Annotated in this window: 13 protein-coding genes and 2 pseudogenes; 1 reads left to right on the plus strand and 14 read right to left on the minus strand. The window is 62.1% G+C overall.

Annotated elements, in window-relative coordinates; translation table 11 throughout:
- Positions 1–190: 190 nt before the first annotated feature.
- The 3 genes from AB4083_RS22510 to AB4083_RS22520 form a co-directional block, all read right to left on the minus strand.
- On the minus strand, positions 191–445 hold the full coding sequence (locus AB4083_RS22510; RefSeq protein WP_441610739.1) for a hypothetical protein: 255 nt from the start codon (positions 443–445) through the stop codon (positions 191–193).
- Between the two features lie 1,865 nt (positions 446–2,310).
- On the minus strand, positions 2,311–2,532 hold the full coding sequence (locus AB4083_RS22515) for a TonB-dependent receptor (RefSeq protein ID WP_441610740.1): 222 nt from the start codon (positions 2,530–2,532) through the stop codon (positions 2,311–2,313).
- Positions 2,533–2,626: 94 nt separating this feature from the next.
- Positions 2,627–2,902 carry a hypothetical protein gene (locus AB4083_RS22520; RefSeq protein ID WP_441610741.1) on the minus strand — a complete coding sequence of 92 codons (276 nt, stop codon included), beginning with the start codon at positions 2,900–2,902 and terminating at the stop codon, positions 2,627–2,629.
- 459 nt (positions 2,903–3,361) lie between these two features.
- On the opposite strand from AB4083_RS22520, the gene AB4083_RS22525 reads away from it, so the two are divergent.
- A complete protein-coding gene (locus AB4083_RS22525) occupies positions 3,362–3,814 on the plus strand; it encodes a fasciclin domain-containing protein (RefSeq protein WP_441610742.1) in 453 nt (150 codons plus the stop codon).
- Positions 3,815–4,745: 931 nt separating this feature from the next.
- Here AB4083_RS22525 and AB4083_RS22530 read toward each other — a convergent pair.
- From AB4083_RS22530 to AB4083_RS22580, 11 genes and pseudogenes are all read right to left on the minus strand, one after another.
- On the minus strand, positions 4,746–5,579 hold the full coding sequence (locus tag AB4083_RS22530) for a quinoprotein dehydrogenase-associated putative ABC transporter substrate-binding protein (protein WP_441610743.1): 834 nt from the start codon (positions 5,577–5,579) through the stop codon (positions 4,746–4,748).
- Complete coding sequence (locus AB4083_RS22535) at positions 5,576–6,535, minus strand: PQQ-dependent catabolism-associated beta-propeller protein (protein ID WP_441610744.1); 960 nt, start codon at positions 6,533–6,535, stop codon at positions 5,576–5,578. Before AB4083_RS22535 ends, AB4083_RS22530 begins: the two co-directional genes overlap by 4 nt.
- Entirely contained in the window at positions 6,525–6,851 is a 327-nt protein-coding gene (locus AB4083_RS22540) for a cytochrome c oxidase assembly protein (RefSeq protein WP_441610745.1), read from the minus strand. Before AB4083_RS22540 ends, AB4083_RS22535 begins: the two co-directional genes overlap by 11 nt.
- 28 nt (positions 6,852–6,879) lie before the next feature.
- Positions 6,880–7,743 (minus strand): annotated as a pseudogene (locus tag AB4083_RS22545) (cytochrome c oxidase assembly protein); the annotation flags it as partial.
- A complete protein-coding gene (locus tag AB4083_RS22550) occupies positions 7,740–7,886 on the minus strand; it encodes a hypothetical protein (RefSeq protein WP_441610746.1) in 147 nt (48 codons plus the stop codon). The gene AB4083_RS22550 and the pseudogene AB4083_RS22545, both read right to left, overlap by 4 nt.
- Positions 7,887–7,895: 9 nt before the next feature.
- A complete protein-coding gene (locus AB4083_RS22555) occupies positions 7,896–8,348 on the minus strand; it encodes a cytochrome c oxidase subunit 3 (RefSeq protein ID WP_441610747.1) in 453 nt (150 codons plus the stop codon).
- On the minus strand, positions 8,345–10,216 hold the full coding sequence (gene ctaD / locus AB4083_RS22560) for a cytochrome c oxidase subunit I (protein ID WP_441610748.1): 1,872 nt from the start codon (positions 10,214–10,216) through the stop codon (positions 8,345–8,347). Before ctaD ends, AB4083_RS22555 begins: the two co-directional genes overlap by 4 nt.
- A complete protein-coding gene (locus AB4083_RS22565; protein ID WP_441610749.1) occupies positions 10,213–11,082 on the minus strand; it encodes a cytochrome c oxidase subunit II in 870 nt (289 codons plus the stop codon). Before AB4083_RS22565 ends, ctaD begins: the two co-directional genes overlap by 4 nt.
- Before the next feature lie 131 nt (positions 11,083–11,213).
- Entirely contained in the window at positions 11,214–11,780 is a 567-nt protein-coding gene (locus AB4083_RS22570) for a c-type cytochrome (protein ID WP_441610750.1), read from the minus strand.
- A complete protein-coding gene (locus tag AB4083_RS22575; protein WP_441610751.1) occupies positions 11,761–12,492 on the minus strand; it encodes a hypothetical protein in 732 nt (243 codons plus the stop codon). Before AB4083_RS22575 ends, AB4083_RS22570 begins: the two co-directional genes overlap by 20 nt.
- Positions 12,469–12,690, minus strand: a pseudogene (locus AB4083_RS22580) (PQQ-dependent dehydrogenase, methanol/ethanol family); the annotation flags it as partial. The gene AB4083_RS22575 and the pseudogene AB4083_RS22580, both read right to left, overlap by 24 nt.
- Positions 12,691–12,864 lie beyond the last annotated feature (174 nt).

Raw genomic sequence — 12,864 nt, forward strand, 5'->3', positions numbered from 1 at the left:
ATCTCGGCGATCGAGTCTCCTTGCCGCCACTGGCTCCACAGCCGCTTCTTCTGTTCCGCGTTCAGGCGCCTTGCAGTCGATCCTGCCTTGCTCATCGTCTCTCCCGGTCATCAACACTATGGGTGTTGCATTGACCAGTTGAAACCGCCTACGCGAAAAAAAAGCGACCATCGGGTCGCTTTGTAGTGCCTCAATTTACAGCGCTTGGCGGACCGGAGAACACCCGAAGGTGTCCTTGTCCTACCAGGAAATTCTTGTAGCAGGCGAGCGTGACATTCCAGGCCTCCCGGGCAACGGCGGGGCCTGTTTCGATGACCTTTCCGTTTTCGTCGATGATAGCGAGTGTTGCTTTCCGCCCCTCCCGGGTCTCAGCAGAAAGGCCTTCGAAGCAAACCGCGGTAAGGACGGCCTGAGTCAGGCCGCCGGTTGAGGGAATGCCGATCATGCGTACTCCAGCAAGGATAAGGGGGTGGGATATGAGCGTTTCGGCGGAGGTCATCAGGTAGGTGCAGTGACATCCACGAGCGTTGCCATGGTGACGACAAGCAGCATTGCGCTCGTCTGGAGGTCGGGCAAGGAGAGGCCGTTCTGAATGAGGTCTCTCAGAACAATGGGTGTGCTGCATAGAGGGAAGCGTGGCGAATGAGGCAACTATCGTCGGCATGACGAGTCACTTGAGCAACCTCGCCTTGGTGTATGAGTGGGTGTGTACACAAGCGAAGGCATAGCGATAGACGCGACAGCAACCTTCTGTCCGTGGGGCGTGCAGCATCTAAGAGAGAGCCTACCTAGCTAGCAGGGCGGTGTGCGGCGGCGTTTTGACGAGTACCGCCCGATGCATCGGTAACGGTGTGTCGCTGTACGGTCCTGGAGATTGCTGTCTATCACGATGGAGAGGGACGTCTCCCTTTCATGAGCTGGAAAATGTTTGACCCCATCGGAAAAAGGTAATCAAGGTAATCATGCTCTTTCGTGGATATGTTTTTTCGTGAGATCAATGTGATAGAGATCGGTCTTCGCGGTAATCTTTGAGGTAATCAGAGGGTAATTGATTGCCTCCTTAATAGGTAATCATGCAGACGAGAGTGACTGCGAAAAAAACAATCACTTAGAAAATGATTACCTTTGGAGTTACCATTGATCACTCTTTTGAGGTAATCATAGATTTGCCTGAAATCAATGGTTTGAGCGCCAAAAAACGACGGATTACCTCGATTACCTACTTCCGGTGTGACCAGACTTGCCGGCGGAAAAGGGGCGCTGGCTAGCATAGAAAATCCCGCCGAAGCGGAGTTGGTATGGCGGTGCGGGATCTCTGGCGTGTCGGCACGTTGCGAGCACCGACCAGAACGCGTCACTGGTCGGTCCGCGCTGGTCACTGGGCCAGTGGTGATCACGCGTACCGATGTTGATGATCAGTTTGGCCGATGATGATCATCGCCCCGGTCCATATCAACAGTCCGCCTTTCGACGCTTCGAGCCCGTTGCCGCTACATCCTTATCAGCAGCACCGTGTTCGGATCGGCCCGCATACGTGCGACCTTCGGCAGGAGTGCCGTCCCACTGCTGGCATCGGCAGCCCTGTGCCGACTTTCTCTATTGACACTGGTGTTGAAGTAGTTTTGACGGGCGGCGAGTGCCACAATGATCGGTGTGATCAATACGCGCTTCGCCTGATGCCTAGTGAAGCACTGGTGTCTCGTTGCGACGATGGTAGTCGTCAATGCTCGCGAAGATTCGCTCTCGGAGCATACTTTCACAGCAGATTTTTCCTTGACCGCAGATGAAATGATTAGTGAGGAAAACCACTGCTCCTTCATCGTCTTCGAGGCTTGCTGACCAGCTAACAGCACCCTGGTTTCGCTGATAGATAACGATATAAATCAACCCTCGGTAGGAACCTTTAATCTCCATCATGACGGTGACCTCCTACGACTAGGGATGATAAGTCAGGCATTCAGTCGCAGGCCAGACGCATGACAGTGACCAAGATTTCCTTGGCCTTCTCACGTGTAGTCCTAAGAGCGTGTGGCCAGCGTTAAGCCTGTGTGCCACCTATCTTTAGGTCACCGCGTGGCCATGTACTTCCGACGAGACAGTGGCTGAGTTTTGGGTGCACCGAATGTTTTGTCTAGAGATGGGGCATGCTCGAGATGAGTCAACTGGGCCTATTGACGCTCCTCATCTCCATTTGGAGTCAAGGCGGTGAACCCAACAAGATTGAGCAGAGGGCCACAGAGCCGATCGAAACGAAGACGAGATTCTCAATCCCGACTCGGCGGTTCAAGCAATTCGCTGATGGAGCCTCGTCTAGCCGGATTGAATCCACGCTAACTCGATATCGTCCATAACGGCTTCTTTGACCTCTCCAAATGGAACGCCAAGAAGCTCGTTGACGCGACCGTGGCGCATTCCGAAGAAGATTCCACGACACCGGTAGGTTGCGCTCCATGTGACGCGATCCGAATTGGCATGCTCGTACTCACCTTCGTACGTGAATCCGTTGATCGTTTTGCCCGAAACGCTAGTCATGATGCCTGCCTCTGTGACAGATCCTGTGTTGCACTCTTGCCCACTGGGCGAAAGCCCTGTCGGCAGGTCGAGCGCGGCGGGGCAGCGACTGTCGTCAACGATCAAGTGGATCAATATCAATATTTAAGCTGGAAGCTCCGTCATCATCCATACGGACCGAATCCATGTCTTTTCGACCCTTTTTAGGTTGTGGCTGATCGATCGTGGGTGCGACCTCGATTTGTCGTGCCGCGGGAGTTGTGCGAGGTGATGTCTCGTGCCCTGGAAGCCAGCGATGGCGGAGCTCACCATCTACGGCATCCAGAACGGGTGAGAAGTGCAGCTTGTGGGGATGAAAGTAGAGCGAATGTATTTGATTGATGGTGTACATAGGGAGGCCTCGAGTGTTGACCTGCATCCTGCAGGTCGTAAGCAAGCGTTAGCCCACGGCTCCGACCAAGACAGAGGAAACTCAGAGGCCCTGCAAGAAAGTCACGGATAGGCTGAGCCGCCGAGCGACGGTGTCCCAAGCCAGAGCGCGCCATCAAACATGCGCCTTCTTCCGTTATGCCTCTGTAAGGCGTCGTCAGGTCTCCTGCTCCTCGGGTATCGACTGAAGCTCAGTCATCGTAACCAATGACTCGCTTGTGTCGTCCATGCACGTTACTCTCAGCTAACAACGACACGCGCATGCTGCTTAGGCGCCAGGAAAGAAAGTCTCCTCCTTGGCAGGCGCCTCAGCTACGCGGTCCTCTCCCTAACGCCACCTGGGTACTTCTCCGATCTTCATCGGAGCCGCGGCTTCGACCGCTCTTGGTCCGCCATTCGGATCATTACTCAAGGCAAATGTATGTCCAATCATGATTCCAACACCTCCCGCGTTCTCGGCATGAACATCGTCGAGACGGCGGCTGCCAACGGCTCCTTCCACACCCTTGGCAAAGCTCTCGAAGCGGCTGACCTCATGCCGATCCTGCAGGACTCTGGCCCTTACACGTTCTTTGCGCCGACGGATGCGGCCTTCGAAAAGCTGCCCAGCGGCACGCTGGATAACTGGCTCAAGCCAGAGAACAAGGCGGAGTTGATCTCCGTGCTGAAATATCACGTGATGCCGGGCCGGGCATCGTTCGCAGAAGTCGAAAAACTGAGTTCGCCAAAGATGATGCAGGGCCAGACGGCGTCGATCACGAAGGACGGCGGTAACCTGCGCATCGGCAGCGCAACCATCACGGGGCGAGACATTACCTCGAGCAATGGCATCATCCATGCGATTGATGCGGTCAACGTACCGACCAAACAGTAAGCATCAGGGGCTGGCGGTGGGGTTAGCCTCGCCGCCGGTCCCTATGGGACCTCCTGCATCGGGAGATGGACCTCGGTCACCAGTGCAGGTGTTCTACCAATCTAGCAACCGGCTATCTATCTCGGACCGCCATTTCGGCACATATCGCGTCACTATTTGAGGCGATTGCCATGACCAGACATTTTTTCTTCGTTTCCCACCACCCTTCTTCGCTGCTTGCCAAGCTGGCTAGGTATATAGGCGACGGGTTCGATCACCTCATCGGACCACCTTCTCTGAAGCCATCTCCGATCATGTCTCGAAGGCAGCAGCTTGCTGCAGCGGTCGATGCCGCCAAAAGTATTAAACGGAATAGCCGCCGATGATCCTCAGTGCCTTCGCGAGGTTTGGGTATTTCTTCCGTCCGTTCCGGCGAGGTGCGTATCGTCATGCCCCCTCTATCGAAGAGCTGTATCGGATGCGACAGAGGCACACGGGATGGCTGCGGCATGTGATGCGAATGTACTCCCGACCGCTATACAATGTGCCAACGGATTGCCTCACGAAGAAACAATGAGACAGCGGTTTCTCATCGACGTAGGTGGTTGCCTGTCGCGAACAGCGTATGACTCTAGGGCGCCAAACATACTCTCGTAAACCCCTATTCAGCGCCCCTCGGCCCTGGATGAAGAGGTAGCAGTAGGCGGCTTGATGCGATGCCTATCGATCCGCATTCCCTGCGATGTCCTTATGCAAGCCGGCCACAAAGAAGGCGACTGGCTCGCTGGAATGATCGATAATAACCGCGCACGGCAAGGCAATCCGTGTTCAGCGCGGTGGCCACCTAAATACTGAAATGGGTCTCGCTCTCTATTTCACGATGCCGTCAGCATTGGGGAGGTTGCGGCGCGCGGCATTTGCCATATCAAGTGCCGATTCGCGGGCGAATTGATCAGTGGCATGCCACCCAGTGAGTCCGAATTGCCGTCTGACAAGAATCCCGTCGCTCAGTAACCGCCAACGCCCCCGCCACATGCCCAATGAACTGGGACCGTCTGTCCACACTTCTACGGTGATCAATGGCATAAATACGGTCCGCTTGAGGTTGCTTGATGCTGGGCCAGACACCGCTCGAACATACTCCTATCGGCCATTGCGGGCCGTCGAGCCAGGGCTGCACCGGCCTCACCTCGAGTGGCACCGGAGAGTGCGCGGCGAAATAGCCGGCCATCGGTCCCCAAGCAACCGCCACATCAATATCGCCGCGCGCGACGGCATCGATAATGGCCGCGGGCGGATTCGGATTCGCGTAGTTGCCATAGATGGGATAACCGCGCACGTTGCCCGTATGGCCCCGTCGCGACAACGCATGGGCCGGCGGTGTGTTGGCGCCGTCATCGCCGATCATCTGCACGCCGATCAGCCACTGCTCAAGCCTTGGATCGTCGAACGATGCCAGCGGCGCGCCTCGCCCTGCTTTCATGACGAAGACGTACGTGGACCGGTAATAGGGACGCGTGGTGGCCGCCATCTCCACGCCGCTGGCGATGCCGGGCACGACGTCACACAGCCGGGCATTCAAGGTGTTGCGCAGATTGCCGCGGCGCTGGGCCCACCAGACACAGCGCGGCGTCATGCCCATGTCGCGCGCGAGCAGTTCGATGATCCGGTTCTCGAAGCCTTCGCGGTTGCGATTGGAGAACGGCAGGTTGTTGGGGTCGGCGCAGATGCGCAGGTCTTCCGCCGATGCTGCGGCCAGGCTGCAGCCGGCCAGCAGGGCGATCAAGGCAGTACGGCAACGCCCCATGGTTTCCCTCCGAGCCTGACGGACTGCGTCGTGCCGTCATGGCGATGGATGATGGTGAGGTCGCCCGACAGGCCGTTGGCGGCATACACGCGCGTCTGGTCCGGCGAGAGCGCGATGCCCCAGTTGCGCTGGCCGACGGGGAAGTAGCGCAGGATCGCGCCCGTGGCCAGATCCACCTCGGCGGCGTGATTCCCGCGGCCCAGCGCCACGAAGGCCTGCTTGCCGGAGGCTTCCAGGGCGATGCCGATCGCCTGCACGCCAGGCGGCGCGCCAGCCGCCTTGTAGAAGTCGATGGTGCGCAGCACTTTTCGCGTGCGCGCATCGAACACGGCGAGGGTTGCCCTGGCTTCGGAACTGACTAGCAGCCAAGCGCCATCGGGAGTGAAGACCGCATCGCGCGGCCGCGTACCGACCAGGACGCTGTCGGTGAGCGTCGCCTTGTCCGCATCGATGAAGTGCACCAGGCTGGCCGCCTCCGAGGTGCAGATCACTGTCTTGCCATCGGGGCTCACGGCCATGCCTTCCGGCTCCGACCCGACGCTTACCGTGGCGACGATACGCTTGCCCGCGACATCGACGAAGGACACCGCACTGTCGCGTTCATTCGCCACGTAGAGGCGTTTGCCGTCCGGGCTGAGTGCGAAGCGCTCCGGGTCGGGGCCGGACGGCAGGCGGTCCACCACCCGGTTGGTCTTCGTATCGATCACGTCGATGCGGTCGTCGTCGCCGGAGGCGACATAAAGCCGGCCATGGTCCGGCGAGAACGCCATACCGCGCGGCCGCCGGCCGACGGCGATGCTTGCTGTCACCCGCCCCGACATGCCGTCGAGCACGTGCACGACGCTGGCCTGTTCGTCCGATACATACATGGTGTCGGCTTGCGCAAGGTGCGCGGCACTGAACAGCAGCAGCGCGGCGATGCATTCATTCCGCATGGGAAGCCATCCTCTTTGGCGCGCCGCGCAGCAGACGGGCGATAATGGCCAGCGCCGCCGCGGCATGGATGACGCCGCCCGGTATCCACATCAGCAGGCCGGCGAGCTGCTGGTCCTCGACCGGCGTAAGCCCGAACGGCGTCATGCCCAGGCGCGCATAGCCCGCGTACCAGGGGCTGGCCGAGAACGCCATCAGCGCGCCCAGCGCGCCGCTGACCAGCGCGGTGAAGAACAGCCCCACCACCGCGGTCATGGGGTGATGGCGCATGCGCGTCTCGTCCAGCATGGACGACCAGAACAGCAGCGCCGTCAGCATGAAACTCAGATGCTGCAGGATGTGCCAGCCTTCCCCCCCCGAGGGCCAAGCCGAACAGGGCAGGCGCGTGCCACAGCCACAGCGCCGCGGCCTGCGCCACGGTTGCGACCGCGGGGTGGGTCAGGGCGGACCAGCTCCAGGCCACACCCGACGCATGCACCAGCCCGCCCAGCGCCAGCCGCGCCCGGTGCGGAAACGCCCAGAGCATCACCGGCAACGGCCTGGACAGCACCAGCAGCGGCGCTCCGCCCAGCATCAGCAGCTCATGCTCGAACATATGCACGGCGAAGGAGCGTCCGCTGGCGGCATGCACCGGCGAGACCAGCGCGAGCGCGGTGATCGCCCAGCCCGCGACGAACAGCGCATCGCGCCGCCACGGCGACGCGGACGCCGCGACCGAGCGGCCCCGCGGCTGCCACCGGCCCGCTCCATAGAGCGCGGCAGCCAGGCCCAGCGGCAGCACCACCCACGCCTCGAACGTCCAGCCGGCCCACGCGCCACCGGTGTGTGCCAGCACGGGCGAAGTGGCGAAGACGGTGGCGATCAGCAGCAGACAGCGTTTCACCGGAAACACCCCGGCACGGTCAAGGAAGCCATCGCCTGCATGGCGATGGCCAGGGCGAAGATGCCGGCCCCCAGGATGGAAAGCCACGCGACGAACGCATGCCCGCCGCCGGCTTGCGCTGGCGCCCTGGCAGCGCGCCATGAAAGCGCCGCACCGGTCAGGCACAGCACGATGCCGAGCGCGGTCGCCGCGACGGCACGGGCCGGCGATATGGCCGTGCAGTCGAAGCGCAGCGCATCGGCCAGGACCTGCTGATGCGTGCCCCAGGGCCAGGAAGCCGGCGATCAGGCCCGCCCAGGGCAGCAGTCCGGCGGCGAAGCGCTTCATGCCAGATACCTCGGCAGCAGATAAACCAGCACGTAGATGCCCAGCCAGGCGATGACCACGAAATGCCAGTACATGACGTTGTCGGCCACGTCGGACCGCTTGCGCGCATCCGGCGCATGCAGGGTGATGATCACTGCCAGCACGATGCTGTCTTACAGGTCGGTGGCGATATGCACCGAATGCATCAGCATCAGCGCCCAGAGGATCGAGCCATAGGCGTTGTCATGCCAGAGCACGCCCAGCGCGTCGAACTCGAAGCCGCGCACGACCATCATGGCAATGCCGAACGCCACCATGACCCAGGCGCCGATGCGGATGCCGCGCACGTCGCCCGCGTGGGCACGCCTGGACAGCCATGCGTTCGGCCACTCGCTCAGCAATGCCAAGGCGGTGAACAGGCTGCCGTAGAGCAGCGCGGGGGGCCGGCCGCCGGGCGGCCAGTGCTGCTCGTTCGACATCAGGTAGAAGTAGGCGCCTGCGCCGAGCACGAAGGCCATGCCCTCGATCAGCATGAAACCGAGCGTGCCCCACCAGCCGAAACTGGCCGAACCAAACGCATGGTCCGGCAACTGACGGATGTCCCCGGTCACGCGCAGCGGCCTCATGCCTCGCTCTCCAGGCCGGGCTGCGAGGGCTTGGGCCAGAACCACGCGGTGGCGCCGATCGCGAAGGGAATGGCGCCCCAGACAATGCCCCATGGCGTGAAGATCGACCAGACGAACATGACGGTGAGGCCCAGGGCGGTGAACAGCGGCCATGCGCCCGGCGACGGCATGCCCCAGCGGATCTGCGGCGCCGCTTCCACCGCCGTGGTGACCAGCACTTCCGGCCGGTCGTCGCGCAGGCCCGACAGCGCGGGCAAGGCGTCGCGCTCGGTCCACAGCGGCGTTTCGCTGGTGACGACGGGCACAGCTTCGAAGTTATAGGAGGCCGGCGGCGAGGCTGCCGCCCATTCCAGGTCCGGTGCATCCCACGGGTTCTCCACGAAGGGAGCCTTCGAGCGCAGCGTGGCGGCGACATTCGCGGCGAACACCAGCATGCCCGCAGCGATCATGTAGGAGCCCGCCGTGGAGACCAGGTTCCACACGTCCCAGCCCATTTCCGCGGAATAGGTGTAGACGCGCCGCGGCATACCCTCGAGTCCGACGATGTGCATCGGGAAGAACGTGACGTTGAAGCCGATGAAGACCAGCCAGAAGGTCCACTTGCCCATGCGCTCGCTCAGCACCTTGCCGGTGAACTTCGGGAACCAGTAGAACAGGGCGCCGAGCAAGGGGAACACCGCGCCGCCGATCAGCACGTAGTGGAAATGCGCTACCACGAAGTAGGTGTCGTGCAGCTGCAGATCCAGCGGCACCGAGGCCTGCATGACGCCGGTGAGTCCACCGAGCACGAAGGTGACGAAGAATGCGATCACGAACAGCAGCGCGGTGGCGAACTTCGGCCGGCCGGTGCCGAGCGTCACCATCCAGCGGAAGATCTGCACGCCGCTGGGCAGCGCGATCATCATGCTCGCCGCCGTGTAGAAACTGTTGCCCATGCGCGGCAGGCCGGTGGCGAACATATGGTGCACCCATAGTCCGAAGGCGAGGAAACCCGTCGCTAGCAGTGACACCACCAGGGCCAGCCGTCCGAACAGCGGCCGCCGCGAAAACGTCTGCACGATGCTGGACACCATGCCCAAGGCAGGTAGGAAGATGATGTAGACCTCGGGGTGGCCGAAGAACCAGAACAGATGCTGCCATAGCAAGGGATCGCCGCCTTCCGCAGCGTTGTAGTAATGCGTGCCGACCAAGCGGTCCATGATCAGGAACGTGCTGGCCAGCATCACCGCCGGCATGGCGAACACCACCATGAAGCTGGTGACCAGCATCGACCACAGGAACAGCGGCATGCGCGCCAGCGTCATGCCCGGCGCGCGCGTTTTCAGGATCGTCACGATCAGCTCGACCGCCACGGCCAGCGCGGCCACCTCGGTGAAGGTGATCATCTGCGCCCAGAAGTCCGTGCGCTTGCCCGGCGAGTATTGCGGACCGGACAGCGGCACATAGGAAAACCAGCCGGCCTCCGGGCCCACATTCATGAAGAAGGCGGCGTAGATCATGATGCCGCCGAATAAGTAGATCCAATAACTGAAGGCGTTGAGGCGCGGAAAGGCGATGTTCCGCGTGCCGCACATCAGCGGCACGATATAGACCGCCACCGCTTCCATCACGGGCACGGCGAACAGGAACATCATCGACGAGCCGTGCATCGAGAACAGCTGGTTGTAGCGGTCTGGCCCCACCAGGTGCGCGTCGGCATGCGCCAGTTGCGTGCGCATCACCAGGGCCAGGATGCCTCCCATCAGGAAGAACACCATGGCCGTTACTAGATAGCGCACGCCGATGCGCTTGTGGTCCACCGTGGTCACCCAGCCGATAAAGCCGGGCGGGTCGCTCCAGGTCTGTTGCAGGCGGGTCGGTTCGCTCATCGCAGGGACATCAGGTAGGTGACCAGCGCGGTGAGCTGGTCCGCTGGAAGATCGGTGGCGGGCATGTTGGTGCCGGGCTTGCGTGCATGCGGATCGCGGATCCACTGCGCCAGTGCCTGCGGCTCCGTCGGCAAGGTGCTGGCGGCAAGCGTGCGGCGGCTGGCCATGTGGGTGAGGTCGGGTCCCACCTTTCCGCCGGCATCGGTGCCCGCGATGGTGTGGCACGAAGCGCAGGTGCTGGTGAGGAATACGTGCTGGCCCTGCTGCTCGACGGCGGTCGCCGGCGTCCGGGCGGGGGCGAGTTGCGCGGCTTTCCAGCGCTCGAAAGCGGCCGCGTCCTCCACCGTCACGTCCATCGCCATGCGCGCATGTTCCAGGCCGCAGAATTCCGCGCACTGTCCGCGCCACTGTCCCGTTCGCCGCGGCGTGATCGTCTGGTAGTTGCTGCGCCCCGGGATGAGGTCGGTCTTGCCGTTGAGGCTGGGCACCCAGAAACTGTGGATGACATCGTTCGAGCGCAACTCGACGCGCGTGGCGCGCCCCACCGGTAGGTGCAGTTCGTTCGCCGTCACCAGCTGCTTCGAAGGATCCGGGTCCAGGTATTCCACCTGCCACCACCATTCCGAACCGGTGATGCGAACCCGCAAGGCATGCGGGTCCTCGGCACGCGCCAGTTGGCGATCGACCAGGAAGCTGCCGCCGGCGAGCACGAACAACCCGATCATGATCAGCGCGGACCACGAGTTGAGCAGTTTGCACAGAAGGTCGTCCGCGGCGGGAGCTTCGGTAAGCGGCGCTACGTCGGGCAGGCGGCGCCTGGCGCGCCAGATGGCCCAGGCAAGCAGCGCCATCATCAGCAGATACATGAACCCGCATACGATGAGCATGAGGTGCCAGATGCCGCCGATCGCACGCGATTGGTCGCTGGCGAAATCGAGCGCGTTCTGGCGCCCACCGCAGCCGGCAAACAGAACAAGGAGGCACGGTGCGGCGCGTTTCACTTCTGCGGATCCTGGGTAGATGCGGCATCCGTGGATTTCGGCGGCTCCGGTTCCTTCTGCGTTAGCGGTGGCGTCGTCGACAGGCCTTCCTTGCGCGACGGCACGGCGTCCTTGCGCACGTTGTCCGACAGCGTGCGCACGTAAGCGGCCAGTTCCCAGATCTGCTCCGGCGGCAGTTTGCCGCGGAACGAGGGCATGCCGTTGGGGCGGCCCTGGTCGATCGACGCGAAGATGTGGTCGATGTCGCCGCCGTAGCGCCACTCGTCGTCCATCAAGGCCGGGCCGGAATCTCCACCGCCGTTCGCATGGCAGCCGCTGCAGTTCATCCATCGGAACAGGTTCTGGCCCTGGCCGATGTGGTAGGCGTTGTTCTCGTAGATGGCGCCGCGCGGATCGCGCGGCTGCGCGGTGAGCGAGCCGGGCTGCAGGTCGGCCAGCGACGGGGCAGGGCCGCTGGTATCCGGTTGCGGGCCGGTGAAATCGCGCTGCTCGCGTTCGCATCCTCCCAGCAGCAGCGCGCACAGGGCGAGGCCCAGCGCGCCTTCAAGGAAGCGAGAACACATACAGGGTGCCTCCCGGAGTCGTCTTCTCCTTCAGGTCGGTGGTGGCGTTCACCATGCCTTTGGCGGCGGTACCGTCGCGCGGGTCCAGATTCCCGACCACGATGGCGCCGGCCCAGCCGCCGACGCCGGACAGAACCGCCACGTATTGGCGTCCATCCGGTCCGCGGTAGCTGATGGGCTGGCCGATGATTCCGGAGCCGGTCTTGAACTTCCACAGCAACCGGCCGTCCTTCGCGTCGACGGCTTTGAACCAGCCGTCCATCGTGCCGTAGAAGACCACTCCGCCATGCGTGGCCAGCGCGCCGCTCCAGACCGACAGGTCTTCCTTCACTTCCCATGCCGCACGCCGCTGCACCGGGTCCCATGCCGTCAACACGCCACGGTTTCCGCCGGGCCCGGCATACATGCGGGTCTCCGCGCCCACGTAAGGCGTGCCCGCGATGTAGTTGGCCTGCATGCTTTCCCAATCCATGCACAAGTTCGCATGCGGGATATAGAGCAGCTTCGTATCCGGCGACCAGGCGGAGGGATTCCAGTCCTTGGCACCCGGCGCGGTGGGGCAGATATTGCGGACCACCTTGCCCATCTCCGGCTGCTTGTCCGGATTGAACTTCGGCCTGCCGCTCTTGAGGTCGACGCCAAGAATGGCATTGACCGGTGAAAACGCATCGGCGGAGAGCACTTCGCCCGTCGCACGATCCAGCACGTACATGTAGCCGTTGCGCTCGGGCCGCACGACCACTTTGCGCACGGCGCCACCGACGGGCAGATCTACCAATACGTTCTCGTTGATGGCGTCGTAGTCGAACAGGTCGTGCGGCGAAAATTGGTAGTACCAGCGGGCTTGGCCGGTATCGACATCGCGGGCGAAGAGGCCCGCCGTCCATTTGTTATCACCTGGGCGCTGTTCTGCGTTCCATGGACCAGGGTTGGCAGGGGCCTATCCTAGATTTTGTGTAAACGGGGCATTGGCAGGAAACTGCCATCTGACCCGGAGACACCATGAGTCCACGCAAACACGAAGTGCCCGACGAGCTGCTTAGCAGTCTGTTAGCCAACTATCAGAAGCCCGAAGATCTCGTTG

The organism is Dyella sp. 2RAB6 (genome assembly GCF_052115385.1).
Classification (GTDB): domain Bacteria; phylum Pseudomonadota; class Gammaproteobacteria; order Xanthomonadales; family Rhodanobacteraceae; genus Dyella_D.

Bases quoted from the DNA above. Each gene is read 5' to 3' on its own strand.
- AB4083_RS22570 (WP_441610750.1), bottom strand. From the start codon at position 11,780: ATGTGTTCTCGCTTCCTTGAAGGCGCGCTGGGCCTCGCCCTGTGCGCG.
- AB4083_RS22510 (WP_441610739.1), bottom strand. From the start codon at position 445: ATGATCGGCATTCCCTCAACCGGCGGCCTGACTCAGGCCGTCCTTACC.
- ctaD (WP_441610748.1), bottom strand. From the start codon at position 10,216: ATGAGCGAACCGACCCGCCTGCAACAGACCTGGAGCGACCCGCCCGGC.
- AB4083_RS22540 (WP_441610745.1), bottom strand. From the start codon at position 6,851: ATGCTGACGGCGCTGCTGTTCTGGTCGTCCATGCTGGACGAGACGCGC.
- AB4083_RS22575 (WP_441610751.1), bottom strand. From the start codon at position 12,492: ATGTACGTGCTGGATCGTGCGACGGGCGAAGTGCTCTCCGCCGATGCG.
- AB4083_RS22515 (WP_441610740.1), bottom strand. From the start codon at position 2,532: ATGACTAGCGTTTCGGGCAAAACGATCAACGGATTCACGTACGAAGGT.
- AB4083_RS22555 (WP_441610747.1), bottom strand. From the start codon at position 8,348: ATGAGGCCGCTGCGCGTGACCGGGGACATCCGTCAGTTGCCGGACCAT.
- AB4083_RS22525 (WP_441610742.1), top strand. From the start codon at position 3,362: ATGTCCAATCATGATTCCAACACCTCCCGCGTTCTCGGCATGAACATC.
- AB4083_RS22565 (WP_441610749.1), bottom strand. From the start codon at position 11,082: ATGTATCTGCTGATGATGGCGCTGCTTGCCTGGGCCATCTGGCGCGCC.
- AB4083_RS22520 (WP_441610741.1), bottom strand. From the start codon at position 2,902: ATGTACACCATCAATCAAATACATTCGCTCTACTTTCATCCCCACAAG.
- AB4083_RS22535 (WP_441610744.1), bottom strand. From the start codon at position 6,535: ATGCGGAATGAATGCATCGCCGCGCTGCTGCTGTTCAGTGCCGCGCAC.